At 63.3% G+C, this 25078-nt stretch carries 20 protein-coding genes; 14 read left to right on the top strand and 6 right to left on the bottom strand.

Annotation, left to right across the window (positions count from 1 at the left end):
• Together G8O24_RS30810 and G8O24_RS30805 are read left to right on the top strand one after the other, a co-directional pair.
• Positions 1 to 521: DUF2950 family protein (locus G8O24_RS30810; protein WP_188105975.1), on the top strand; the 521-nt coding region annotated here is incomplete at its 5' end.
• A gap of 13 nt (positions 522 to 534) precedes the next feature.
• Positions 535 to 969, top strand: coding sequence for a hypothetical protein (locus tag G8O24_RS30805; RefSeq protein ID WP_244646074.1), 435 nt, complete (start codon positions 535 to 537; stop codon positions 967 to 969).
• Between the two features lie 923 nt (positions 970 to 1892).
• Here G8O24_RS30805 and G8O24_RS30800 read toward each other — a convergent pair.
• The 5 genes from G8O24_RS30800 to G8O24_RS30780 are packed head-to-tail and all read right to left on the bottom strand — an operon-like array spanning position 1893 to position 7082.
• Positions 1893 to 3134 (bottom strand): NAD(P)/FAD-dependent oxidoreductase, encoded by a 1242-nt coding sequence (locus G8O24_RS30800; RefSeq protein WP_188105971.1) that lies wholly within the window; start codon positions 3132 to 3134, stop codon positions 1893 to 1895.
• Between the two features lie 26 nt (positions 3135 to 3160).
• A complete protein-coding gene (locus G8O24_RS30795; protein WP_188105969.1) occupies positions 3161 to 4042 on the bottom strand; it encodes an isocitrate lyase/PEP mutase family protein in 882 nt (293 codons plus the stop codon).
• 46 nt (positions 4043 to 4088) lie between these two features.
• On the bottom strand, positions 4089 to 4508 hold the full coding sequence (locus G8O24_RS30790) for a Rieske (2Fe-2S) protein (protein ID WP_188105967.1): 420 nt from the start codon (positions 4506 to 4508) through the stop codon (positions 4089 to 4091).
• 12 nt (positions 4509 to 4520) lie between these two features.
• On the bottom strand, positions 4521 to 5654 hold the full coding sequence (locus G8O24_RS30785) for an amidohydrolase family protein (RefSeq protein ID WP_188105965.1): 1134 nt from the start codon (positions 5652 to 5654) through the stop codon (positions 4521 to 4523).
• Between the two features lie 30 nt (positions 5655 to 5684).
• Entirely contained in the window at positions 5685 to 7082 is a 1398-nt protein-coding gene (locus G8O24_RS30780; protein WP_188105964.1) for an MFS transporter, read from the bottom strand.
• A 90-nt stretch (positions 7083 to 7172) separates the two neighbouring features.
• Here G8O24_RS30780 and G8O24_RS30775 point away from each other — a divergent pair, with 90 nt between their 5' ends.
• From G8O24_RS30775 to G8O24_RS30740, 8 genes are all read left to right on the top strand, one after another.
• Complete coding sequence (locus G8O24_RS30775; RefSeq protein WP_188105962.1) at positions 7173 to 8105, top strand: LysR family transcriptional regulator; 933 nt, start codon at positions 7173 to 7175, stop codon at positions 8103 to 8105.
• 983 nt (positions 8106 to 9088) lie between these two features.
• Positions 9089 to 10693, top strand: a complete 1605-nt coding sequence (pdxR, locus tag G8O24_RS30770) for a MocR-like pyridoxine biosynthesis transcription factor PdxR (protein WP_244646072.1) — start codon at positions 9089 to 9091, stop codon at positions 10691 to 10693.
• Between the two features lie 426 nt (positions 10694 to 11119).
• A complete protein-coding gene (locus G8O24_RS30765; RefSeq protein ID WP_188105960.1) occupies positions 11120 to 13129 on the top strand; it encodes a hydantoinase/oxoprolinase family protein in 2010 nt (669 codons plus the stop codon).
• Positions 13126 to 14706 (top strand): hydantoinase B/oxoprolinase family protein, encoded by a 1581-nt coding sequence (locus tag G8O24_RS30760; RefSeq protein WP_188105958.1) that lies wholly within the window; start codon positions 13126 to 13128, stop codon positions 14704 to 14706. Before G8O24_RS30765 ends, G8O24_RS30760 begins: the two co-directional genes overlap by 4 nt.
• 9 nt (positions 14707 to 14715) lie before the next feature.
• On the top strand, positions 14716 to 16011 hold the full coding sequence (locus G8O24_RS30755) for an aminotransferase class III-fold pyridoxal phosphate-dependent enzyme (RefSeq protein ID WP_188105956.1): 1296 nt from the start codon (positions 14716 to 14718) through the stop codon (positions 16009 to 16011).
• Positions 16008 to 17690, top strand: coding sequence for a long-chain-fatty-acid--CoA ligase (locus G8O24_RS30750; protein WP_188105954.1), 1683 nt, complete (start codon positions 16008 to 16010; stop codon positions 17688 to 17690). Before G8O24_RS30755 ends, G8O24_RS30750 begins: the two co-directional genes overlap by 4 nt.
• Before the next feature lie 116 nt (positions 17691 to 17806).
• Positions 17807 to 18739 (top strand): N-carbamoyl-D-amino-acid hydrolase, encoded by a 933-nt coding sequence (locus G8O24_RS30745; protein WP_188105951.1) that lies wholly within the window; start codon positions 17807 to 17809, stop codon positions 18737 to 18739.
• 5 nt (positions 18740 to 18744) lie between these two features.
• On the top strand, positions 18745 to 19404 hold the full coding sequence (locus G8O24_RS30740) for a flavin reductase family protein (protein WP_188105949.1): 660 nt from the start codon (positions 18745 to 18747) through the stop codon (positions 19402 to 19404).
• A gap of 7 nt (positions 19405 to 19411) precedes the next feature.
• Here the strand turns inward: G8O24_RS30740 and G8O24_RS30735 are convergent, their stop codons facing one another.
• Positions 19412 to 20074, bottom strand: coding sequence for an aspartate/glutamate racemase family protein (locus G8O24_RS30735; RefSeq protein ID WP_188105947.1), 663 nt, complete (start codon positions 20072 to 20074; stop codon positions 19412 to 19414).
• A gap of 88 nt (positions 20075 to 20162) precedes the next feature.
• On the opposite strand from G8O24_RS30735, the gene G8O24_RS30730 reads away from it, so the two are divergent.
• The 4 genes from G8O24_RS30730 to G8O24_RS30715 all read left to right on the top strand — a co-directional run bounded on the left by G8O24_RS30730 (position 20163) and on the right by G8O24_RS30715 (position 25060).
• Positions 20163 to 21137, top strand: coding sequence for an NAD-dependent epimerase/dehydratase family protein (locus G8O24_RS30730; protein ID WP_188105946.1), 975 nt, complete (start codon positions 20163 to 20165; stop codon positions 21135 to 21137).
• A gap of 1 nt (position 21138) precedes the next feature.
• Positions 21139 to 21888 carry an SDR family oxidoreductase gene (locus G8O24_RS30725; protein WP_188105944.1) on the top strand — a complete coding sequence of 250 codons (750 nt, stop codon included), beginning with the start codon at positions 21139 to 21141 and terminating at the stop codon, positions 21886 to 21888.
• A complete protein-coding gene (locus tag G8O24_RS30720) occupies positions 21885 to 23321 on the top strand; it encodes an NAD(P)-binding domain-containing protein (RefSeq protein ID WP_188105942.1) in 1437 nt (478 codons plus the stop codon). Before G8O24_RS30725 ends, G8O24_RS30720 begins: the two co-directional genes overlap by 4 nt.
• A gap of 119 nt (positions 23322 to 23440) precedes the next feature.
• Positions 23441 to 25060: an ABC transporter substrate-binding protein gene (locus G8O24_RS30715; RefSeq protein WP_188105940.1), complete on the top strand. Its 1620-nt coding sequence runs from the start codon at positions 23441 to 23443 to the stop codon at positions 25058 to 25060.
• Positions 25061 to 25078: the final 18 nt, after the last annotated feature.

Here is a 25078-nt window from a genome sequence, read left to right as displayed (position 1 = left end):
GCCGTCGCATCGGACGCAACGAACTCGACGCGATCCAGACCGCGCTCGCCTTCGTCGACGCGCAGAACGAATATGCCGACAAGGACCGCGGCGAGGGCGCCGGCGTCTACGCGCAGCACATCATGTCTTCGCCCGGCAAGAAGGATGGATTGTTTTGGCGCGACGACAGCGATCCGAGCCCGCTAGGACCCCTGGCGGCGCAAGCCTCGAGCGAGGGCTACAAAGCCGGCGAGGGCATGACGCCTTATCACGGCTACTACTTCCGCATCCTGAAGGGGCAGGGGCCCGACGCCCCCGGGGGCGCCTTGAACTACGTCGTCAAAGGCAAGATGATCGGCGGCTTCGCGCTGATTGCCTGGCCGGCAGAGTACGGCAATTCCGGCGTGATGACCTTCCTGGTCAACCATGCCGGCGTCGTCTACCAGAAGGATCTCGGCGCACGCACCGACTTCGTGGCCAAGCGCCTCACGCTGTTTGATCCCGACCAGACCTGGAAGAAGGTCGATGCGTCGAAACCGTGAGATGAGAGGGGCCATGCTGCGGTCGATCATCCGCCTTGCGGCCATCGCGCTGTTCGCCGTCGGCACCGCGGCGAGCCCCGCGTTTGGGCAAGCCGGCGGTCATGTCCGGGTCAAGATCGTCAAGGCGGGCCTGCTGGTTGGTGGCGGCGGCGGCGACGGCGTGTTGACCTATCGCGGCCGTACCTATCCGTTCCGCGTCACAGGAATAAGTCTCGGCATCACGGCCGGCGCGACGGCCGGCCGCCTGGAAGGCTGGGCCTCCGGCATCAGAGACGTCCGCGACTTCGCTGGCACCTACAGCTCGGTTGGTGGTGGTGGCGCTCTCGTCGGAGGTGTTGGTGGTGTCCACCTGCGAAACGACAACGGCGTCGTGATGGTCTTGCAGGGGCCCAAGGCCGGAGTGGAATTTGCTGCCAACCTCAGCCAAATAACGATCTCGCTGAGGTGACTGTGCGTATCATGAGATGTTTCAGAGGCGCTGGTCACTTTGTGCTCTTGCTGACAATGCTGTGCGGAATTCGAAACTCACTTGCAATACCGCTGACGCCGTTTCGCCATGAGGTGCTGGTACAACGACACTGCCCGGATGACGAAGTGGTCTGGCTCGATTTTCGGCTAGGTCGATACTATTTTCGAGGGCAGAAGGGCCACGGCGTTAGTTTTAATGGTAGCTACGTCTGCCGGAAGGGCCGTAATAGATCTGGCCGGGCTTCGTGCATGCTTTGTCTGGCGTGAGATAGCCAGGGTCGCTCGGCCAGACTCTCCGCTCGGTCCGCCCTTGGCGCGCACGAACCAGCCGAGCGCTCGACCGCGTTGACGCAGCAAAAGGTAATGCAGGTCCTCGTCGAAATAGTCGCAGACGAATTTCGAATCCTTGGCGAGCGATGCGCGCGCGCTTCCCGTAGCAAATTCATAGCGACCGACGTTCCGCCGAAGCGGATTTTGCAGTCTGCAAGGTTGCGGGTTAGAGTCGCATTTTCGGGCTAGAACCGTAACCTATTGATCCATATAGCCCTGTTGAGGCGGTCTTTTACAGTTAAGTATCTGTGTTTGACTATAAGAGATCAGCCTCTTAATCAGCGGGTCCCAGGTTCGAGCCCTGGTGCGCCCACCAAGTGGCATTTAGCGCGCCCAACGGTTCTGCTGCAGTTGCAGGTATCGCGCTGATCCCCAGCGTATCGCCGGGACCTTTTGCCTGACTGATCCTCCTCTCGGGCATCGCCACCTGTGCAGTTGAAGTGGCGGCATACTGACCGCCGCGTCCATGCGGTTAGGCCATCTTACAGAAGCGGAATCGTTTCGGCGGCCGTCAAACGGTTGCGGGCCGATCAAGAGCAGCCCACCCTTATCGGGGCGCTTGACCGACTTAAGCTATGCGCGCTCTCGCATGTGCCGCGTGGCGTGGGCTTTTAAGTCGAACGACGGATCACGCGCCTCCGCCGGTGACAGCGCGATATTGTCGCCAATAATTCTGCGAGCAGCCATATGGTCGCCTCCCCGGTTGACCGATTCAACACACCGAAGGCGATCCCCCGAGAAGCAGAAGACCGAAAATGCGCGGCGTGCAATCTCGCCCCGTACGACAACTTTGTCGGAATCCACGAGCAAACCCGCAATTTGCAGCTTAAGATCACCCTGATCGCTCCAAAACCACGGCAGCGATGAATAATCGACAGGGCGTCCCGCAAGTCGTTTCGCGACAACGCGCGCCTGATCGGTGGCATTCTGAACAGATTCAAGCCTTACCTCGCCACCCTGCCAGACGTTCGGGTGGAAGCTGCAATCGCCGATGGCAGAAATATCGGGATCGGAGGTCACCAACCGCGCGTTAACGACGAGGCCGTCCTCACAAACCAAGCCCGAATCCCGTGCCAGACGATCCTCGGCGACAACCCCAGTTCCAAGCAGCACTAGATCTGCCGAAAGGACGGACCCATCTGTTAGATGTACCGCTCGAGCGCGCCCGGCATTCCCCTCAATTTTCTCCACGCCGACATTCAGACGCAGTTCCGCCCCGAACGCCCGGTGCGCGTCGGCGAAGAAATTGGAAGTCTGCGGCGACACAGCACGACCCATCACGCGCGGTGCGACCTCGACGATCGTGACATCTTTGCCGGCCCCGCGAGCGGTAGCCGCGAACTCCAGGCCAATGAAACCGGCTCCGACCACGACCACATGTCTAGCCGCATCAAGCTCTCTTTTAAGGATGTCGGCATCATCAAGGTTTCGAAGCGTCACGACGCCACCGAGATCTGTGCCCGCGAAAGGCACAGGCCTCGCTCGCGCGCCCACGGCAAGAATGAGGTGCTCGTATTCGAGTTCGCGATTTGACGCGAGCTCAACTTTCCTCGCTCCACGGTCGATGCTGATGACCCGGTCACCAAAGAGCGTTTCGATGCCTTGGTTGCCGTAATATGCGGCGCCGCGCAGCGCCAGCGAATCCCGCCCGAGGGCGCCCTTCAGATATGCTTTCGAAAGAGGCGGGCGGTGGTAGGGAACATGTAACTCATCGCCAACCAGAACAATGCGTCCCGCATATTTCTCCTCGCGCAACGCAGCAGCAGCCTGCACCCCCGCGTGGCCGGCGCCGACTATGACGACAGGCTTGGTCATTGCACTTCCGCAAGAATGGATCGAAATCAGCCCACGAGCTTCAGGGCAGGATCGCGAAAGCGATCGCGCAGCGGCTCCCATTCATTCGCGCCGACGCGGGCAAATCCGGCCTTGATATTCATGTCGCCCGCAGGGACAGGATGCTGGCCCTGCGTCGTGAGCTCAGCGAGCACGCTGTCGCAAGTGCCGATCACGGCTTTGAAGAGCATGCCGGGAAAGATCATGATGCGAAAGCCCATTGCACGTGCTTCGTCGACCGTCACTTCCGGGGTCTTACCCTTCCAGACCATATTGAGAAGGCATGGTCCTTTCACAAGGTTCGGAACCGCACGCACCTCTTCCATCGTCTGCGGGGCCTCGATGAAGGCAACATCGGCTCCAGCCTCGAGTGCGGCGTTCGCGCGTTTCACCGATTCCTCGAAGCCGATAACGGCTCGGGCATCGGTTCGCGCAATCAACGTAAAATTCGGATTGCTCTTGGCTGACGCTGCCGCGCGTATCTTGGGAAGGAATTCGTCGAGCGCCACCACTTCTTTGCTATCCAGGTGCCCACACCGCTTGGGAAACGTCTGATCCTCGATCTGGATGGCCGCAACGCCACGTCTCTCATATTCCCGAACCGTGCGAATGACATTGAGTTCGTTGCCGTAGCCTGTGTCGGCGTCGGCGATTAGAGGAATGTTGAGCACGTTGGTCATCCGGCCCGCCGTGTCGGCCATCTCGCTCATAGTGACTAGCCCAAAGTCGGGGTATCCAAGACCGGCAGCGACGCCGGCCCCGGTCATATAACAGGCGGAGTACCCAGCTTGGTCCACCATGCGGGCCGTGATGCAATCATAGGCGCCGGGCGCCACGATCATCTCCCCACCGCGGAGCAGTCCCGCAAATTTATCTGCCTGAGAGGTCATGGCAATTTCCTTATCCGCTGCACGTTGAAAAATTGGAGCTTGGTGATCACGCGGCGGGCGGCTCGCTGAGGGCAGGCGCTTCCAGCGCGCGTCCGCTTACCAAAAGAAAGATCTTCGCGTTGCGCTCGACCACTTCGTAGAAACGAAGCCGGGTCGGCGCCTTGCGGTACAGCTCGTCGCCCGTCCGAAGGTCGTATTCGAAACCATGCCAAGGGCAGACCAGAATTTCTCCCTCACGATCAAAGACGAGATCGCCCGGTGCGGACGGCGGCCAGGTGCCTCCGATGATTCCCTTGCATATCGCAGCTCCCTTGTGCGGGCACCAGTTGCGGACCGCGCGGATGGTTCCGTCGCGCAGACGCGTCACCCCGATCTTGAGTGCGCCTTGCTGGACAATCTTGAACTTGCCATCGACCAGCTCCGCTGCGTCACCGACCAGGATCTCCTGTCTTTCGGATGCTGACATTGTTTGCCCTCCTCAAGATAGCCGCAGGACGTGGCGCGCATTGCGGCACATGATCTTTTCACGATCAGCGGGAGACAGCATCCGGAGAGATTGCATCGGCATGTCATTATCCCAATGAGGATAATCGGTACTGAAACACAGGTTTTCCACGCCGATCATCTTGACGATCTTTTCGAGGTCGCGTGGGTCGCCCGGCTCCTCGATCGGTTGGGTCGTAAACCAGACATGCTGATTGACATAATCAATCGGCGATTTCCTGACCCAGGGGACCTCGTGCCTCAGTCCTCGCCACAAGCGGTCCATGCGAAGCAGCGCCGGTAACGGCCACACGAAGCCGTATTCGACGAACAGCACCCGCAAACGAGGAAACCGCTCGAATGCCCCGTTCATGATCAGGCTGGTCAGGTTGGCTTCGGCAGCCTGCGACAGCGTCACATAACGTTCGATATAGGTGTCCGGCAGGCCGCCGGCAGGCATGGGCGCGCCAGCATAGATACCTTCCGCGCCCGTCACATGCAGAAACACCGGAAGGTCCAACTCCTGCGCTGCTTCATAAACGGGCCACCAGTAGCGATTGCCAAGCGCCATCGCAATCGGCGGCACTGCAACCGCACAGACCTGAGCGTGCTTGCCGACCCGACGGATCTCGTGAGCAGCCGCGTTGGGGTCCTGTGACGGGACAACGATTGCGTAGCGCAGTCGTTTGTCCACAGGAAGCCATTCTTGGATAAAGTAGTCGTTCGCCGCACTCGCGATGATGATGCTTTCGTCGGCGCTCGCAAGTATGGCGCACATTGCACCCGTCTGCAGGCTATTGAGCGCACAAGCGGTCATGTCGTTGGCGTCAAGCAGATCCGTCACCATGAAGGCTGGGTCGCTTCCCGCGAGTTCGTCGTCATGCGGCCGTGCGTCTTCGCGTATAATGAAGCCATTGGGATGGGCGAACCGCATCGTCAATCCCGCTGCCGCCTGTCCCGCACGCTTGCGCTTGAACCGCTCTCGCCAGGGCATCGGCATATAGGGATAGAGACTCGGGAAGCCGTTTTTCAGCAGGGGGTGGACATCGCAATCGATGATGCCCGTGTCGGGCCTTTTAGCATCGATCGTGTTGGCCTCACCGCGATCGAGTTCCGAAGAAATGCTCATGATGGTCTCTCTTGTGGGAATTTGTTTTGCTTACGCCGGTAGCTGTTGCCTCAGTTCTGCGCCCTGCACTTCCGGCGCGGTACGCTCGATGTCTTCGAGTGACCGGTTCTGGGTTTCCCGCCCGAGAACGATGATAGCGACGACCTGAACGAGCAGAGCGGTGACGAGGAAGGCGGCAACAGCGGCGATACCAAAATGCGAGAACAAGCCGACGATGACGAATTGAATTCCGGCGCCGGCAAGCCGTCCTGTTCCAGCGGCAACGGATACGCCGCGTATGCGCAGGCGGGTCGGAAACAGTTCCGGGATGTAAAGTCCAAAGCCCAACGCGACAAGCGCGTAGGCGCACAGGGTCACCCCGAAGCCGACGGCCACGAGTTCGAACTGGCTTTGCGTATAGACATAGGCAACTCCCAACACGGCTTCCAGCAGCGTTAGGGCGATCAGCGTCCGGGCACGACCAGCACGATCGGCAAGGAGCGATGCGACTACTCCGCCCAGGGGAGCGCCGAGGCCCATAATGGCCGTGACTAAGAGCGATGAGTTAAGCGATAGCCCCTGCTTGACCAGAAAGGTCGGCACCCATGACAGGAAGCCATAGAGGGACACGCTGCCAACCAAGGCGATGATCGCTCCGAGAATCGTCGAGCGTATCAGTGACGGGCCGAACAGCTCGGTGAACCGACCCGCATCGATGACAGGCGCCGTGGTTTGCCCGATTGGCGGAAGGCCTCGTGATTTTGCGACCTCCGCTTCGATGGAACAAAGTAGAGCGTCTGCGTCCTTGGCGCGCCCTTGTGATTCCAGCCAGCGCGGCGATTCCGGCATGTTCTTGCGCATGACCCAGACGATCAGCGCGGCCACGCCGACAATTCCGAACATGTAGCGCCAACCGAAGGCCGGGATGATCCAGAGCCCGCCAAAGCCGGCTGCGACGACGGCGGTGTTGGTAATGGCCGAAAGTACTGCGACCGAACGGCCGCGAACCGCGCGGGGCATGAACTCAGACAACGTCGAATAGCCGATAACAATTTCGGCACCCATGCCGATGCCCATCAGGAAGCGAAGCGCTATCAGCATCGGCATGTTTGGCGCGAATGCCGCAGCAAAAGACGCCCCACCAAAGAGCAAAAGATTGAACTGATACGAGAACCGACGGCCGTAGCGGTCTCCAATAATTCCGCTGGTGAAGGTGCCAAGCAACATCCCAAGAAAAGTCGCCGACAGGAATGTGGCGTTGGTCTGCATGTCGGACCACCCGGCCTTGACCAGTGCGCCAAGGATGCCCGGCGCCATGTAGATGTCGCAGGCGTCCAGGAACATTCCCGTGCCGATCAGCAGGATGATGCGACAGTGAAAGGTAGAGAACGGCAGCCGATCAAGCCTCGCGCCTGCATTGACGCCAGCGATCGATATCGATCCGCTCATGGTTTCCTCGCCAACTATTATTGAAGTTGCGTTTTAGTCGCATGTCGCACATTGAACTGGAAATCGTATTATTGTATCGATCTATAGATCATGCTGATCAATATCTCGCCTGGCGATCTGGAAGCGTTCTTTGCTGTTGCTGAGTCCGGGAGTTTCAGCCGAGGCGCTGCAGCGCTGGGGCTTTCTCAACCCGCGGTATCGGCTCGCATTAGACATCTCGAAGAGGTTCTTGGCGTCACGCTATTTCATCGCACCAGCCGGCGCGTCGCAATCTCTGACTCCGGTGAACGCCTGCGCGTCCGCCTGGAACGAACCATGGGAGAGCTACGCGGACTGCTGAAGGAGTTCGATGATGAGGCAGGCTTGCGCAAAGGGCGCGTGAGAATCGGGGCATCACCATCGATCGCTGCAAGCTTCCTTCCTAACGCCGTCGCGAAGTTCAAGAAGCGCTGGCCGGCGATCGAAATCGCTCTGCTGGATGATTTTTATGGACGGGATCTCGAACGGCTTTCGCAAGGTGCTGTCGATTTTGCAGTCATCCCGTTTGATCGGACGACCGAGCAGTTTCACTTTGAAATGCTTCTGAAGGACTCGTTTATACCGATCGTACCGAACGGACATAAACTTGCCTTGCGGAAAGGGGTTAGCTTGGCCGACATCGTCCGAGAGCCCCTGGTGACGATGCCACCCGAGTCCGCCGCATGGGGAACCCTCAAAAGAGTATTTGCCGCAGCCGGGCTCGAGTTCCATCCAAGCATTCAGACGCAGAGTGCACTCAGTGTCGTTGCGATGGTTCGGGCGGGGCTCGGAGTTGGCTTCGTAACGCGTCTTGTCTCTGCGCGGATTGTCACGACCGGAGTTACGCCGCTCACACTTACGGACTGCAAGATCGAACGATCGGTCGGGATTGTCAGAGTACAGGGAAGAGAGCTTCCCAATGCTGCGCGGATGTTCTGCAAAACGCTTCGTGAAGTCGCTCCGTCGTATTCGAAGATAGGGCGCAAGCACAGAGCTTCGGACTAACATTCCGCCTTTTACAGCGTAAGAGTTAGCCCGTTTTTCATTCAGGTACGAACACCTGGCCTGTGGATCAGTGCGGCTTTTGACCTCCCGACCGGCTTCCAACATTGACCCCGCCTGAAATGCAGCAAGCGCCTGGATCCATTTCGAATTGGAGCGGTGAGCCAGGGCCCAATGTTGGAAGCCGGTCGGGGGACAATATTCGGGACCGCGATACACTCCTCAGGCGGCCGGCTCGAAGTCATGCTGCCTGCCGAATTCGTTCTTGCTTCTCGTCCAGAGTGTTTGGCTCCAATCGGACTTGGGTAACGGCTCTTCGGCTAGTCCCGGGACCGAGCCAATTGATCAGAGCTTTATCTTCCTTTAGCGAATCACCAAGTGCAGAAAACATGACGGTACTGATAGCTTGCTGTTGGCTGCGCAGGTGGTCTTCAACCAGCTTGTCATTGCCCCATTTTGACAAAACTTCTCGATCCTCCTTTGTCTCCGCTAAGTGTCCTGAGGCGCTCTCAGCGGGGAACAACCACTTTTGCGACTGAGACGGCTGCATTTGCCTTCCGAAACGAAGCACCCGAATGAGACACAGGATCATTTGCCGAGATAGCGGGATGTCGAACGCCCGCTTACTGCCTCCGCAGCGTCCGCATGCTGCCATTCGCGATGTAAGGACCGTTCTCCTTAGAAAGTTGATCATGCTTTTTTGGCGACGCGAGCAGGATCATTCGCGAGGTCAAGCAAAGGGTCTTCAGCCATTCCGAAAAGAGTCGCTCGACGTGATCGCGATACCCGCTGATCGTTTTCTCGCTACGGCCCTTTCGGATCAAATGGGCTTCGAGGTAGCGTTGCCAAGCTTGCTCCAGGGTAGCGGCCCCTACAGCACCCCCATCGGTCGCGGCTTGTTCGGGGCAGGAATTGGCGGTACCCGCCAATCTTGCGCGAGTAGGATGGGCGGCCGGGCCCCATCAAGGCTGGACCTCTACCCGCTCTTGGCCCATCCTGAGGTGAGGCTGACGCTCGTCGGCCGTTCCAACAATCACCACTGCGCGATGGACAAGAGCCGTCACCCGGGCAAGCGCCTATCCCTTGCGGGAATGCATATCGACCGGACGTCGGCCGTGCCGCTGCATTTGCAGATCGCGGCTCACATCCGCCGGTGCATTCTGTGCGGAACCTTCCCGGCAGGAACGCAATTCCTGGGCTCGCGCGAGATCGCGCGGGAATTGGGCTGCTCGCGCACGGTGGTGCTGACCGCGTGGGATCTGCTCTACGCCGAGGGCTATCTGGAATCGACGCCACGCGGCAGCGTCATGGTGGCGGCCGTCGCCACATCGCATGCGGAGCCGTCGGTTGAGTCGGCCGGGGGAGCGCCCTACCACGCGTCGAAGCGCTGGCAATCGCTGCTCGGTCGGGACTACGAGACCAATTGGTCGTCCGTGTTTGCACCCGGCGCGCCCGACATCTCGACGTTCCCCTTCAAGGAATGGTCGCGCCTGCTGCGCCTGACCTGGCAGAATCCGAGGGAGCAGGAGTGCCTCGATCTTCCAGCCGAAGGTCATCCGCGACTGCGCAGCGAGATCGCGAACTTCCTCGGCTCGGTGCGCGGGCTCGTCTGCTCACCAGAAGAGGTCGTGGTCACCTCCGGCACATCGGCCGCGCTGGATTTCTGCAGCCGGATGATCCTCGATCCCGGCGATGAGGTCTGGGTCGAGGAGCCGGGCTTCGTCGAGGCCCGCTGGGCGCTGACGGCCGCCGGCGCGAAGCTCGTTCCTGTTCCCGTGGACGACAAGGGGCTGGTCGTCTCGGAAGGAATCCGGCGCGCGCCGGGCGCCCGGCTGATCGTGGTCACGCCGTCGCACCAATATCCGCTCGGCGTCAGCATGGGCCTGGAGCGGCGCCTCGAGCTGCTCGACTGGGCCAACAGGAACGACGTCTGGGTGATCGAGGACGACTACAATTCGGAATTCAGGCATCAGGACAGCATGATCGCCTCCTTGCGCTCGCTCGATCGCGAGGGGCGGGTGATCTATTTCGGCACCTTCTCCAAGATCATGATGCCGAACCTGCGGCTCGGCTACATCGTCGCCAACAGGCATTTCATCGAAGGGTTTTCGAAGGGCCGCGCGCGGATCGACGTGCACACCTCCGGCATCGGCCAGCTCGCGCTGGCCGAGTTCATGCGGGAAGGGCATTTGCTGCGGCACCTGCGCGGGATGCGCCGGGTCTATGCGAGCAGGCGAAAGGCGCTGATCGATGCGATCGCAGCGCGGATGCCGGATGACCTGGTCGTCTCCGCGGCGGTGACGGGATTGCATCTGGTGGCGGAGTTCACCGACGCAATGCGGGTGCGGATGAGCGACCGCGAGGCGGCCGCAAGCCTGAAACAGGCCGGCATCCACGTTCAGCCCCTGTCTCAGAATTTTCTCGAGCAACCGACGCGACAGGGCCTGGTGTTCGGCTATGGGCGGCTGCGCATCGAGGATGCCGCGCCACTGCTCGCGAGAATCGCGGCTTGCATCGGCAGCGGCTCCCGCAACGCACCATCCGAGGCGGCGATATCCTCTCCGACTGCTCGTACGATAAGGAGAGGCTGAGCTGATCGGCAAGCATAGCTCATAGGCAGTTCAATACCCCGCAGGGCCGATCGATCGCCTTCAAATTAGACAGGCGATCTGAAATGTTTGGATTGCGGTGCAGCGGAGGTCGCGATTAACATCGGAGAAATCCGTGGTGCGCCGCACTTTTCTCGCATGCAAAGCTCTGTTCTCGAGTGCCGTCAGCACGGGCAGTGCTGCACCAAAACATGCAGCAGGTCCGCGGCGCGCCGCCGGGGCCGTGCGCTGGCCTAGCGGTTTGCGACAACTCTGGCCCTCGCCCTCGCCCACAGCTCTGTCCCACGCTCGCTCATGGTGGCATGACAGGGGATGCATGATGAGCGGTCTCGGTTTGGCATTGAACGCAGCGATAGACAGGGCAGGCCTGGCGTCCGGTTCGGGCGTCATCCGTAGCTGATTATGCAGATGGGCTATTCTGACGATCACTGGGAGGTCGGCACCGATATCGGTGGCACCTTCACCGACATCATCGCGATCCGGCGCGATTCCGCCGAAGTGCGGATCGCGAAGGTGCCGTCGCGCCCCGGCGCGCCCGTCCAGGCGATGCTGGAGGCAATCGAGGCGGTGGGCTTGCGCAAGAGCGAGGTCAGGCGCTTCGTCCATGGCACCACGCGCGTCACCAACGCCATCGTCGAGAACAGGCTGCCGAAGGTGGCACTGGTGGCCACCGAGGGCTTTGCCGATGTGCTGGAGATCGCGCGCTATCGCCGTCGCGATCTCTACCGTCTCGACATTGCCCCGAAATCGCCGCCCTTGGTGCCGCCCGAACGATGCTTTGGTCTTGCCGAACGCCTCGATCACGAGGGGCGGGTGCTGAAAGCGCTGGATGAAGCGGAGATCGAGCGTCTGGTCGCTTGGTTGAAAGAGACCGGGGTGCAGAGTGTCGCGGTGGCCCTGCTTCACGCCTATGCCAATCCGGCGCATGAAAAGATGCTGAGCAAGCGGCTCAAGGATGTGATTGCCCACGTTTCGCTCTCGCACGAGGTCAATCCCGAGGCGCGTGAATACGAGCGGACCTCGGCCACCGTGTTCAACGCGGCGGCAATGCCGATCGCGGTGGAATATCTGAGCGAGCTGGAGCAGCGGCTGCCGATCGGCCCCGGCCTGCAGGTGTTTCATTCGGCCGGCGCCATGATCCCGATCTCGGCGGTGAAACGACGACCGCTGGTGATGGCGATGTCGGGGCCGGCGGCCGGAGTCTCGGCGTCGGTGAGCATCGCGCGCCAGCTCGGCACCCCGCGGATGCTGACCTTCGACATGGGCGGCACCACGACCGATGTGTGCCTGATCGTGGACGGCCAGGCCGAAATGACCGACGGTCGCATGCTCGGCGACAAGCCGCTGCGCCAGCCGATGCTCGCGGTGCATTCGATCGGCGCGGGCGGCGGATCGATCGTGCGCAACGGTCCCGGCGGTCTCACGGTCGGGCCCGAGAGCGCCGGCTCCGAACCGGGCCCGGCCTGCTACGCCCGCGGCGGCCATGAGCCGACGATTACCGATGCCAACGCCGTTCTCGGCTATCTCAATCCCGAGACCAAGCTCGGCGAGCGCATCGGCATCGACCTCGATTCCGCCAGGCGCGTCATCCAGCCCATCGCGCAGGCGCTGGGCCTCAGCTTGACCGAAACGGCGCTCGGCATCATCAAGGTCGCCAACGCGACCATGGCCCGTGCGCTCCGTCGCGTCACAGTCGAGCGCGGCATCGATGGGCGCGACTGCACGCTGCTCGCCTTCGGCGGCGGCGGCCCCATGCATGCTGCGGGTCTCGCCGATCTCTATGGGCTCGCGCAGGTGGTCGTCCCGAGCGCATCGAGTGCGTTCTCGGCGCTGGGCTGCCTTACGGCCGATTTCAGCTTCCTTCAGCAGCAGACGCTGCGCGCCGCCCTCGACGGCATAGACCTTGCGCGCGTGTCGGAGCGGATCGGCACGCTGATCGACGATGCCTCGGCGCCGTTGATCGCCAATGGCGTCACAGGGGCCGAGATCCAGGTCGAGCTGGTGGCCTTGATGCGCTACGCCGCGCAGAACGACGCCGTCCCGGTATCCTTCGCGCTGCCGCTCGACGTCGCCAGGCTGAAGCAGGACTTTCTGGCGCGTCACCATGAGCTGTTCGGCTATGCGACCGGGGAGCCCTGCGTCATCGAATCCGTTCGGGTGCAGGCGCGCCGTCCCTCGACGACCGTCGTCGGCCGGCCCGCAACGGCGGTGAGGGCGGTGTCGTCGGGCAAGCGGATTTGCTCGTTCGAGGGCTTCCACGAGATCGCGACAGCAATCATCGACCGCGCCTCGCTCACGGAGACCGTCGCTGGCCCTGCCATCGTCGAAGACGCGTGGTCGACCGTGGTGGTGCCGCCAGGCTGGCAGGCGAAGCCGGACTTATCGGGCAATCTGTTCCTGACGCGGAGGGCGGCATGAAGCTCGATCCGTTCGTCGTCGAGGTCATCAGGCACGGTCTCTCTGCCGCCGCCGAGGAGATGAGCCTCGTCATGACGCGCTCGGCGCGCTCGCCGCTGCTGCGCGAGGCCGGCGACCTCTCGTCCGCCATCACCGACGGTCACGGCGGCCTGGTCGGGCAGGGCCGCGACATTCCGATTCATCTCGGCGCGATGGCCTATACGATTCCCGAATTGCTGAAGGTGATGCCGCGCGACAGCCTGAACGACGGCGACGTGGTGATCTACAATGTGGGCGCGCTCGGCGGCAACCATCTCAACGATGTCAAGGTCGTGCGTCCTGTCTTCGTCGAGGGCGAGATCGTCGCTTTCGCGGTCAGCCTCGCCCACTGGCCCGACATCGGCGGCACCTGGCCGGGCAGCTATTTTGCAAAAGCCATCGACACCTTCCAGGAGGCGATGCGGATTCCGCCGGTGCTGATTGCAACGGCGGCCGGCGTCAACATGCCGATCGTGCAGCTGCTCAAGGCCAACGTTCGCGACCCCGAATCCTGCGAGGGCGACCTTCTGGCGCAGATCGCGGCGACCAAGGCCGGCGAGAAGCGCATCGTCGAGCTGTGCTGCGAGCACGGCAAGGCCGTCTTCATGGCGGCGCAGTCGCGCCTGCACGACCTTTCGGAGATCGAGATGCGGGAGGCGCTGCGCGCGCTGCCCGACGGCGTCTATGAGGGCGAGGACCATCTCGACGACGGCAGCGCCAACGACGCGCCGGCCCGCATTCACGTCAAGATCACCATTCGCGGGGATGAAGCGACCTTCGACCTCTCCGGAAGCTGCGACCGCGTCTCGAACTTCTGCAACACGACACCGTTCATGGCGCGCTCAGCGGTCGCCTACGCCGCGCGCATCATGAGCGGGCGCGACATGAACCAGAACGCCGGCGCACTGCGGCCATTGACCATCATCACGCGCCCGGGCTCGATCCTGGAGCCGGGCTGGACCGCTTCCGTTGCCGCCGGCAACCACGAGACGTCGATGCGCATCGTCGATGCGATTTTTCGTGCGATGCAGGACACGATCCCCGAGCGGCTGTCGGCGGGCGGGGCGACCACCGCGGGGGTGCTGTTCTTCGCCGAGCCGCGGCCGAACGGGGCATGGAAGATGCTCTACGAGGTCCATGGCGGCGGCGAAGGCGCGCGTCATGATCGGGCCGGCACCTCGGCGACGCGCGTGCATCTGTCCAACACCTCGAACACGCCGGTCGAGGTGATCGAGGCCAACTACGCGATCCGGCTCCAGCAGCAGGCCATTCGCCGGCAATCGGGCGGAGCGGGTGCGCATCGCGGCGGTGACGGCTCGGTCCGCACCTATCGCATTCTCGCGCCGTCGATGCACCTGACCACCTGCATCGAGCGCATGGTGATTGCGCCCTGGGGCATGCAGGGCGGCTCCCCCGGCAAGGCCTGCCGCATCTCGCTGGTCAGGCACGGTACAAACCTCGCCATCGACGGCAAGTCGAACCTGGTGTTGCAGCAAGACGATCTCGTCACGATCGAGATGTGCGGCGGCGGCGGCTATGGCGCCGCGCCGGCGAAGTGAGGACCCGCGATGAGCAGATTGTTGCGAACCGGTTTGAATGCGGGCGAAGCCGCGCCGATGGCCGTGGTCGGCGGCGAGGGCGTCTACTTCCACCTGTCCGACGGCCGCAAGCTCATTGATGGCAGCAACACCGGCGGCGGCCTAGGCCACCGCCATCCTGCGATGGTCGAAGCGATCCGCCGCGCGGCCGACACGCCCGTCGTCAACGAAGGCTGGACCTGGGTCGGCCGCGAGCAGGCCGCGGACGATCTGATGGCCACCGCCTTCAAGGGCGAAGAGGATTGGGTCGGCGCGGTGCGCTTCTGCATCAGCGGCAGCGAGGCCAACGACATGGCGTTGTCGCTCTGCCAGGCGCTGACGCAGCGCGCGGCGCTGGCGACGCGCGAACGGGCCTATCACGGCATCACCGGCCTGTCCCGCAGCATGACCGTGCAGCCGCAATGGCACGGCGGCCTGGCGGTGCATTCAGGCGGCTCAAAATTGCCGGCGCCGATGGCACCGGTCCGGATTCTTCCGGCGCCTGATGGCGCGATCTATGGGGCGCCTGTCAACAACACCTCGCCCGGCGAATATCTGGCCGATGCCACCGACCTGCTCTCGGACACCGCCGCGACCATCATCGACTACACGCAAGGCGGCATCTATTACGACGGCGCCTATCAGGACGAGGTCGCGCGCTGCGCGCGGCAGGCGGGGTCGTACTGGATCGCCGACGAGGTCGTCACCGGCGCAGGCCGCGCGGGACGCTGGTTTGCGTTTCAGGGCGCGCAAAGCCGTCCCGACATCGTGACGCTCGGAAAGTCGCTTGGCGGCGGCGCGGCGGCGGTCGCTGCCGTCGTGGTGTCGAAAGATATCGTCGAGCGGCTCAAGGGCTCGAGCTGGCAGAATTACGGCACGCTGCGCGGTCATCCGATCAGCATGGCCGCCGTCAGCGCCTACCTCAAGGTCGTCAGCGACGACAAGATTCTCGAACACGTCCAAAACCTGGAGAAGCTGTTCGCCCGCCGCCTGCTGGCGATCGCGCAAAAACACCCGAGCGTGCAGCGCGTGGCCGGGCATGGTCTGCACTGGACGGTCGAGCTCCATGGCCCGGACTGGCGCAGCTGGCACGCGGACACCACCGAAGTGCCGATCGCCTCGCGCGTCGCGGAACGGGCGTTGGAGGCCGGTGCGGTGATCGGAACCAGCGGCGAACAGACCTCGCTGTTCCTGGCGCCGCCGCTGGTGATCTCCGAGCGCGAAGCTGTGCTGCTGCTCGATGCGCTCGACCACGGTCTCGACATCGCCGACAAGGAGCACGGGTGACCGCGGGCCCTGCAGCATTCCCCCGCTCGCCGGCCTGGCCGGCCGATGAGCCCTGGCATCTTCCGATGCCGGAGGGAACCTTGTACGACGCACTGGCGCGCGCGGCGGATGATCGGCCGTCGCATCCGGCGACTTTGTTCTATGGTGCAAGCCTGAGTTATGCCGAGCTGCGGGCTCGCGTCGATGCCATGGCCGGCTTTCTGCAAGGCACTTGCGGCGTCAAACGCGGAGACCGCGTCATGATCGCGCTGCAGAACTCGCCGCAATATGTCATTGCCTATTATGCGGTGATGCGCGCGGATGCCGTGATCGTGCCGGTCAATCCCATGAACAAGACTGCGGAGATCGCGTATCTCGCCGCGGACAGCGGTGCGAGGGTCGCGATCATCGGCAGCGAACTCGGCGACGTGTTGGCGCCGCTGGTCGGGGATGCCATCGCGAACGTCATCGTCGCGCAGTATCGCGATGAGGTTCCGGCCGCGACGCCGTACACGCTGCCGTCATGCGTGACCGACGCGCCGTCGGAGTTGCCGTCATCGCCGGGCTGGCATGCCTGGTCCGCCGCGATCGCGCAAGGCTTGCGGCCGGGTGCGATGCAGGCTGGGCCCGGCGATCTCATGATCCTGCCCTATACGTCGGGTACGACCGGCAAGCCGAAGGCCTGCATGCATAGCCATTGCGGCGCGCTGTTCACTGCCGTGCTGCAGGCGCGCTGGTATGGGCTCGACGGCAGCGACGTGATGACCGGCTTCATGCCGCTGTTTCATGTTGCGGGCATGCAGGGCTCGATGAACGCTGCCATCGTCTCCGGCGCGACGCTGCTGCTGATGGCGCGCTGGGACAAGGATCTGCTGCCGGATCTGTTCGAGACGTATGGCGTCACGTTCTGGAATGCGGCGCCGACCATGATCGTGGATGTGCTCGCCAGCGCCCGGTTCCGCGAAAAATGCTTCGCCAGACTGAAAGTGCTGACCGGCGGCGGCGCGGCGATGCCGACGGCGGTCGCCGAACGGCTGAAGCAGCGGTTCGGCCTCGACTTTGTCGAGGGCTACGGCATGACCGAGACGATGTCGCCGACCCATCTCAACCCGATGGCGGCGCCGAAGCGGCAGTGCCTCGGCATAGCCGTGCAGGAAACGGATGCAAGGGTCATCGATCCCGAACGCCTGGTCGAACTCGATGACAACGTCGTCGGCGAGATCGTGGTGCACGGGCCGCAGCTGCTGCAAGGTTACTGGAACAGGCCGCAGGCGGATGCCGAGGCCTTCATCGCGCTCGACGGCAAGCGGTTTCTGCGCACGGGCGATCTCGGCTATCGCGATGCCGAAGGCTATTTTTTCGCTGTCGACCGCCTGAAGCGGATGATCAATGTCAGTGGCTTCAAGGTGTGGCCCGCCGAGGTCGAGGCGGCGATGTACAAGAACCGCGCGATCCGCGAATGCTGCATCGTCTCTGCGCCGGACGACTATCGCGGCGAGACCGTCAAGGCGCTGGTCGTGCTCGATGACGCCGCCCGCGCGACGACCTCCGCCGCCGACATCGTCAGCTGGGCGCGCGGCGCGATGGCGAGCTACAAGGCGCCCCGCGCCGTCGTCTTCGTCGACTCCCTGCCGCGCACCGCCAGCAACAAGATCAACTGGCGGCTTTTGCAGGACGCCGAATGGGGGCGGACGGCATGAAAACTGCTTGGCTGGAACAGCGGTGCGAGGCTGCGTTATGCGGTAAGCTCCGACACGCCCCTTGAAGCTGCGATCCCCAGCCTCGCCAGGAAATTCAGGAAATCAGGACACCGCTGATGCGCATCGTCACAGTAGCCGCCGCCCAGATGGGCCCGATCCAGAGGGCCGACAGCCGCGAGGCCGTGGTCAAGCGCATGATCGCGCTGATGGACGAGGCGAAGGCAAAAGGCGCCGACCTGATCGTCTATCCGGAGCTGGCGCTGACGACGTTCTTTCCGCGCTGGTACGTGGAGGATCGCGCCGAGTTCGACATCTGGTTCGAGCGCGAAATGCCGAACGCCGCGACCAGGCCGCTGTTCGAGCGCGCGGCGCAGCACCGGATGGCGATGAATTTCGGCTATGCCGAGCTGACGCCCGACGGCCACCACTTCAACACTGCGATCCTCACCGACAAGTCCGGCAAGATCGTCGGCAAATATCGCAAGGTCCACCTGCCGGGCCATGTCGACTACGACACCAAGCGCTCGCACCAGCATCTGGAGAAACGCTATTTCGAGCCGGGCGATCTCGGCTTCAAGGTCTGGCGTGAACTCGGCGGCATCATCGGCATGGCGATCTGCAACGACCGCCGCTGGCCCGAGACCTATCGCGTCATGGGCCTGCAGGGCGTCGAGATGGTGCTGATCGGCTACAACACGCCGTCGGTGAATGCCGAGAAGAGCGAGGAGGGTGTCGAGAAGCGCCTGTTTCACAACCGCCTCTCGGTGCAGGCCGGTGCGTACCAGAACGCGACCTGGGTGGTCGCGGTCGCCAAGGCCGGCGTGGAGGACGGCCATCCGCTGTTCGGCGGCAGCCTGATCGTCGACCCCAACGGTGAGATCGTCGCCGAAGCCACGACGGACGATGACGAGGTTCTGGTTCATGCCTGCGACCTCGATGCCACCACCTTCGGCAAGACCACCATCTTCGATTTCGCCCGGCACCGCCGCATCGAACATTACGGCCTGATCACCAGCCAGACTGGCGCGGTGCCGCCGCCGGAGAAGTGACGCCGATGGCCGACAGGGGCATATCACTGCACGAGCTCGATCCTCGTGATCGCTACAAGCTGCTCTGCGGCGTGGTCGTGCCGCGGCCGATCGCGCTGGTGACGACGCTGGATGAGAACGGCGCGGTGAATGCCGCGCCCTTCAGCTTTTTCAACGTCTTCTCCGAAAATCCCGCGCTGATCGTGCTCGGTCTCCAGCACAAGCCGGATCACGCGCCGAAGGACACGACCCGCAACATCCATCGCGACGGCGAATTCGTCGTGCATATGGTGGACGAGGCGCTGTCGGTCGCGATGAACGACTGCGCAGTGGATTTTCCGTCCGGCGACAGTGAGGTTGCGGCGACCGGGCTTGCGACGCTTCCCTCCATCGACGTGAAAGTGCCGCGCCTCGCCGCGGCACCCTTTGCGCTGGAATGCCGGCGCCAGGTCACGCTCAACTTCTCTCCGGATCGCGAGCTCCTGGTCGGCGAGGTGCTCAGGGTGCACGCCCGCGCGGGCCTCGTCGATGAGGCCACCATGTATGTCGATCTCGAAGCCTACCGGCCGATCGGCCGCATGTTCGGCAATCTCTACACCACGCAGCGGGATACGTTTACGCTCGTTCGCGAGAGCCATGCGCAATGGCTCGCGCGCCAGGACGCCAAAGAGGCACCTAAGGGATGAAGGACGCCTAGTGAGCCGAAAACTGCACCGTACCCAGCGCCATGGTGACGGCCGCCTGTGTCGGGTCGATCACGGGAATGGCCAGCGCGTCTTCGAGCGGACGGCGGTGGCGCGCCATGCCGGCGCAGCCCATCACGATGGCGCGGGCACCGTCCTCGTCGCGCAAGGCGCGGCCGACCTCGATCATCCTTCCGAGCGTGCCTTCGCCCGAGGCGGTTTCCGCAACGCTCATGTTCAGCGGCCGCTCGCCGGCGAGGCGGTCAGTCAATCCCATCTGCCTGAGATAGCGCATGTGCCGCGGGATCGAGCGCTGGGCAATCGCGATGACGCCGAAGGTCTCGGCGCGGGACAGCGCCGTCAGCACGCCGCATTCGGCGATGCCGAACACCGGCCGGTCGGTGCCTTCGCGGCAGACCTGCAGCCCTGGATCGCTGTAGCAGGCGATCACGAAGGCGGCCGAGCTGTTGTCGCTTTCGACGAGCTTTCGCAGTGGCATCGCAACGCTGTCGACGTCCGCCTGGCTTTCGATGCCGAAAGGACCTTCGGCCAGCGTCCGGCAGACGACCTCCGGCCCACCCTCGAAACCGAGCGGCTTCAGCGCATCCTCCAGCCCCTGCGTGACCTTGCTGTTGGAGTTCGGGTTGATGACGAGAATGCGCGGCCGGGACATGGTGGTCTTCCTGCGAATTTACGAGGACGTGCCTTGAGCCTATCACGGAGTGCCGCATGACTGAACCTGCGATCGTGGATCTGGCGCGATGAGGACCATCATCTTCGGCGGTACCGGTTTTGTCGGCCTCAATCTCGCCGAGGTGCTGCTCGCCCGCGGCCATGAGGTGACGCTGTATGATCGTGCGCCGCTGCCGCCGGCTGCGCTGCGATCTCTCGCCGACTACGATGCACGGCTTAAACCAGTGCAGGGCGATATCACTGACGTCGAAGCCATCGACGCCCTCATCGCAAAAGGCTGCGATGCGATCGTGCTAGGCGCCGCGGTCACCGCCGGCGCTGACCTCGAACGGGCATCGCCCGCGCGCGTCCTCGAGATCAACGTCATGGCCCAGATCCCGATCCTGCAAGCGGCGATCCGCCATGGGGTTCGCCGGGTCGTCAATCTGTCGTCGGGATCGGCCTACGGCGCTGCGGGCCAGAGGGTCCCGGTGTTGGACGAGGACACGCCCTGCGATCCCGTCTCGTTCTACGCCATCAGCAAGTTCACCTCGGAACGATCGGTGGCACGGTACGCCGAACTTTTTGGCGGTGATTTCCTGAGCGTGCGCTTGAGTGCCTTGTTCGGTCCCTGGGAGCGGCCCGGTTCGGTGCGCGATACGCCCAGCCTCCAGTTCCAGATCCTCGCCGCGTTCGCGCGCGGCGAGCCGGCCCTTCTCCCTGCGCCGGGCATCAAGGATTGGACCTACGCGCCGGACGCCGCCGAAGCGGTGGCGCTGCTGATCGAGGCCGAGCGGCCGCGCCACAGGCTCTACAACATCTCCAGCGGCATGGCCTGGTCGGCGCTGCAATGGGGCACGGCGTTTGCGGCCCTGCATCCGGGGCTGGAGTGCCGGCTCGCATCTCCCGGTGAGAAGACCATCATCAAGCTCCACGGCGGAGATCGGGCGCCGATGTCGGTCAAGCGGATGACCGACGAATTCGGCTGGCGCGCCCGCTTCGGCTGCGTGGAGTCGGCTGCTGCGATGAGCGCCTGGTGGATGCAGCACAAGGAGGGAATCTGACATGCGGCTGCAAGGGCGCACGGCCATCATCACCGGCGCGGGCTCGGGCATCGGCCGGGCCAGCGCAAAGCTGTTCGCGGAGGAGGGCGCGCGTCTGGCCCTGGTCGATCGCGACGCCGTGGGCCTTCAGGAAACGCTGAGCCTGGTCGGCGACGCAACGACGCATATCGGCGACGTCGGCGATCCCGCTTTCGCAGAGACCGTTGTCGGCGACGTCGTGCCACGCTACGGCCGGCTCGACATCCTGATGACGGCGGCAGGCTTTTCCTGCGGGGGGACGGTGCTGACCACGAGCCCGGAAGACTGGGACGCAGTGTTTCGCACCAATGTCGGCGGCACCTGGCTGTGGGCCCGGGCGGCCGTGCCGCAGATGCAGCGGCAGAGCGGCGGCTCGATCATCACGCTGGCATCGCAGCTCGCGATGGCCGGCGGCAAGGGCAACAGCGCCTATATCGCCGCCAAGGGCGCGATCATCAGCCTGACGCGGACGATGGCGGTCGATTTCGCCCCCGACGGCATTCGCGTCAACGCGATTGCGCCAGGGGCGATCGATACGCCGATGCTGCGCCGCAGCTTCGCCCGTCACGCCAATCCGGACGAGGTACGCGAGGCCTCCCGCAACCGCCACGCCATGAAGCGGTTCGGCCGGGCGGAGGAGATCGCGCAGACCGCGCTGCATCTCGCCAGCGATGCATCGTCCTTCACGACCGGCACAGTGATGGTGGTCGACGGAGGCTGGCTCGCGGCATGAGCGACGCGCTGACAGAGCTTGAAGCAACCGTTCGCGCCGATCTCGCCATGATCGCGCATCCCCACGCCGCATGGCTGGAGCCGAAGACCGGGCCGGATGGCAACGCTGCGCTGGATGTGCTCATCGTCGGTGGCGGCCAGTCGGGCATTGCCATCGGCTTTGGTCTGATGCGCTCGCGCGTCAGCAACATCCTGCTGATCGACAAGGCCGAGGAGGGGAAGGAGGGCCCGTGGCTCACCTATGCCCGTATGCCGACGCTGCGCAGCCCGAAGGACTATACGGGGCCGGATCTTGACATCCCGAGCCTGACCTATCAGTCCTGGCACGAGGCCCGCTTCGGCAAGGAGAGCTGGCAGTCGTTGAGCCTGATCCTGAGGGAGCATTGGGCGGAATATCTGCTCTGGCTGCGACGGACAATCGGCTTGCCGGTGAGCAATGGTCGCGAGCTGCTGGAGATCGCGCCTGCGTCCGGCGGCCTGCTCGCTGCGCGCGTAAAGCATGCGGCTGGTGTCGAGACGCTCTACGCCCGCAAGATCGTGCTGGCGACGGGGCAGGAGGGCATGGGCGATTGGGTGATCCCGGAACAGTTGCGCGCTCTGCCGGCGCGTTCGGTCGCGACCGTCGCCGACGACATCGATTTCGAAGGCCTGCGCGGCAAGCGCGTCGCTTTGATCGGCGCCGGTGCATCCGCTTTCGACAATGCGGCGGCTGCCCTCGAAGCCGGTGCCGCCGAGGTGCACCTGCTGTGCCGCCGCGCGCAGATCCAGCTGATCCAACCCTATCGCTGGCTGACCTTCCGCGGTTTCCTGCGCCATCTCAGCGATCTCGACGATGCCTGGCGCTGGCGCTTCATGCGCAAGATCCTCGAGATGCGGGAAGGATTTCCGCAACCGACCTACGACCGCTGCGCGCGTCACGCCGCCTTCACGCTGCACGAGGGCGCGCCGGTCGAGGCCGCGCGCGAGACCGGCGAGGGCATCGAACTGCAAACGCCGCGCGGCAGCGTCACGGCGGATTTCGTCATCTGCGGCACCGGCATCGACATGAACTTTGCCGGGCGCGGCGAGCTCTCCGGATTCGCCGGGAACATCGCTACCTGGGCCGACCGCTATCAGCCGCCCGAGGATGAGCGCAACGAACGGCTCGGCCGCTTTCCCTACCTTGCCGACGACTATGCCTTCACCGAACGTGTGCCGGGAAAGACGCCCTGGATCTGCGACATCCATCTCTTCGCCATCGCCTCCACCATGAGCTTTGGTCCATCGGGATCATCGATCAATGCGATGACGACGGCCGTTCCAAAGCTGGTCAATGGCCTGACGCGCGGCCTGTTCCGTGCCGATATCGCGCGCCATTGGGCTTCGCTCAACGCCTACGACGTGCCGCAGGCCGTGGTCACGCGGCCGGCGCGAAAAATGGGGGAAATACCGTGATGATCCATGCGCCGCCGTGACGATGCGTCCTCAAAAATACCCCATGGGACTGGCGCGCAACTTGCTTCTTTCTTAACCTGCCTTGCTGGCGTTCTCGTTCGAAATTCAGGGAAAAACCAATGCGTTTTGTGTCTTTGAGGCTGGCGACCTGCGTGCTCGCCACCAGTGCGATGTTGCTCATCGCCACCGCGCCGTCGCAGGCGCAAACCAGGGCGGAGACATTGCGCTATGTGACGGGCGCATCCGTGAACACGCTCGATCCCAACATCCCCGGCTCGACCCGCGAGTCCTTTGCGCTGAGCATGAGCACCTATGACCGGCTGGTCTCGTTCGGCCGCAAGCAGCTCAACGGCAAATGGGTGTTCGATCTCGACACGATCACGGGCGAGCTCGCGGAGTCCTACGAGGTCAGCTCCGACGGTCTGAAGCTCACCTTCCATCTGCGCAAGGACGCCAAGTTCCAGGACGGATCGCCCGTCACCGCCGAGGATGTGAAATGGTCGCTCGATCGCTGCGTCACCGCGCCGATACTCGGCAAGGCGCAGCTGCTGACGGGCTCGCTGACATCTGCCGACCAGTTCAAGGTGGTCGATCCTCTCACCATCGAAGTGACGCTGCCGAAGCCCGACAAGCTCGCGCTGCCCAATCTTGCCACCGTCTATCCGATGATCATCAACTCCAAGGTCGCAAAAGAGCACGCGACCGCGGACGATCCCTGGGCGACCGCGTGGCTGAAGGAGCACACCGCCGGCAGCGGCGCCTATGTGGTCGAGAGCTTCAAGCCGGGCGAGCAGGTCATCATCAAGCGGAACGAGGACTGGAACCGCGGCTCGCCCAACAAACCGGCGTTCTTCAAGCGCGTCATCGTGCAATCGGTGCCGGAGCCTGCGACCCGCGCCAACCTGGTCGAGCGCGGCGATGCCGATCTGGTGCTCGATCTGCAGGCCAGCGACGTGCAATCGCTGGAGGCGAAGGGCAAGCTCAAGGTGATCTCGACGCCGCAATACAATGCGATCACCTTCGTCTCCATGAACAACCAGATCCCGCCCTTCGACAACGTCAATGTCCGCCGCGCCATCGCTTACGCACTGCCTTACGACGACATGTTCAAGGCTGCTCTGTTCGGCCGCGGTTCGCCGCTGTTCGGCGCGACCTGGGCCGATGGCAAGCCGGCGAACGGCATCTACCCGTTCCAGCAGCCGGTGAAGCTCGATCTCGACAAGGCGAGGGAATATCTGAAGGCCGCCGGTCTTCCGGAGGGTTTTTCCACCACCTTCAGCTTCAACGTCGGCCAGGCCTCGACGGCGGAGCCGATGGCAGCGCTCGTGAAGGAATCGCTCGGCAAGATCGGCATCAAGGTCGACATCCAGAAGCTGCCGGACGCGCAGATGTCGACGCAGATCAACGAGAAGAAGCTTCCTTTCTACACCGAAGGCATCGTCGCCTGGCTGCCGTCGACCGATTACTTCTACCGCAACTTCTACACCGGCAATCAGCGCTGGAATTACTCTTCGATCAACAACCCGGACCTTGCCGCGATCGCGCAGGAAGCCCGCTTCGAGCCCGACAAGGCCAAGTACGAGGAAGCCGGCCGGAAGCTCAACGCGATGCACTTTGACCTGATGCCGCAGATCATGTTGTGGCAGCCGAACCAGGATGCCGTCATGGCGCCGTCGATCGAAGGCTATACCTACGAGTTCCATCGCCAAGTCGACTATCGCGACGTCAGCCGCAAGTGATAGTTGGAAACGAGGGAG

It is taken from the genome of Bradyrhizobium campsiandrae, from assembly GCF_014529705.1.
GTDB classification, from domain to species: domain Bacteria; phylum Pseudomonadota; class Alphaproteobacteria; order Rhizobiales; family Xanthobacteraceae; genus Bradyrhizobium; species Bradyrhizobium campsiandrae.
The sequence above is the reverse complement of the archived record's forward strand: the minus strand, read 5'-3'. Positions and strand labels throughout refer to the sequence as shown.

What these genes read in the sequence shown, in the direction of transcription:
- G8O24_RS30720 (WP_188105942.1), top strand. Translation starts at nt 21,885, where the DNA reads ATGAGCGACGCGCTGACAGAGCTTGAAGCAACCGTTCGCGCCGATCTC.
- G8O24_RS30735 (WP_188105947.1), bottom strand. Translation starts at nt 20,074, where the DNA reads ATGTCCCGGCCGCGCATTCTCGTCATCAACCCGAACTCCAACAGCAAG.
- G8O24_RS30790 (WP_188105967.1), bottom strand. Translation starts at nt 4,508, where the DNA reads ATGTCAGCATCCGAAAGACAGGAGATCCTGGTCGGTGACGCAGCGGAG.
- G8O24_RS30740 (WP_188105949.1), top strand. Translation starts at nt 18,745, where the DNA reads ATGGCCGACAGGGGCATATCACTGCACGAGCTCGATCCTCGTGATCGC.
- G8O24_RS30745 (WP_188105951.1), top strand. Translation starts at nt 17,807, where the DNA reads ATGCGCATCGTCACAGTAGCCGCCGCCCAGATGGGCCCGATCCAGAGG.
- G8O24_RS30795 (WP_188105969.1), bottom strand. Translation starts at nt 4,042, where the DNA reads ATGACCTCTCAGGCAGATAAATTTGCGGGACTGCTCCGCGGTGGGGAG.
- G8O24_RS30800 (WP_188105971.1), bottom strand. Translation starts at nt 3,134, where the DNA reads ATGACCAAGCCTGTCGTCATAGTCGGCGCCGGCCACGCGGGGGTGCAG.
- G8O24_RS30765 (WP_188105960.1), top strand. Translation starts at nt 11,120, where the DNA reads ATGGGCTATTCTGACGATCACTGGGAGGTCGGCACCGATATCGGTGGC.
- G8O24_RS30725 (WP_188105944.1), top strand. Translation starts at nt 21,139, where the DNA reads ATGCGGCTGCAAGGGCGCACGGCCATCATCACCGGCGCGGGCTCGGGC.
- G8O24_RS30785 (WP_188105965.1), bottom strand. Translation starts at nt 5,654, where the DNA reads ATGAGCATTTCTTCGGAACTCGATCGCGGTGAGGCCAACACGATCGAT.
- G8O24_RS30780 (WP_188105964.1), bottom strand. Translation starts at nt 7,082, where the DNA reads ATGAGCGGATCGATATCGATCGCTGGCGTCAATGCAGGCGCGAGGCTT.
- G8O24_RS30805 (WP_244646074.1), top strand. Translation starts at nt 535, where the DNA reads ATGCTGCGGTCGATCATCCGCCTTGCGGCCATCGCGCTGTTCGCCGTC.
- G8O24_RS30730 (WP_188105946.1), top strand. Translation starts at nt 20,163, where the DNA reads ATGAGGACCATCATCTTCGGCGGTACCGGTTTTGTCGGCCTCAATCTC.
- G8O24_RS30760 (WP_188105958.1), top strand. Translation starts at nt 13,126, where the DNA reads ATGAAGCTCGATCCGTTCGTCGTCGAGGTCATCAGGCACGGTCTCTCT.
- G8O24_RS30755 (WP_188105956.1), top strand. Translation starts at nt 14,716, where the DNA reads ATGAGCAGATTGTTGCGAACCGGTTTGAATGCGGGCGAAGCCGCGCCG.
- G8O24_RS30715 (WP_188105940.1), top strand. Translation starts at nt 23,441, where the DNA reads ATGCGTTTTGTGTCTTTGAGGCTGGCGACCTGCGTGCTCGCCACCAGT.
- G8O24_RS30775 (WP_188105962.1), top strand. Translation starts at nt 7,173, where the DNA reads ATGCTGATCAATATCTCGCCTGGCGATCTGGAAGCGTTCTTTGCTGTT.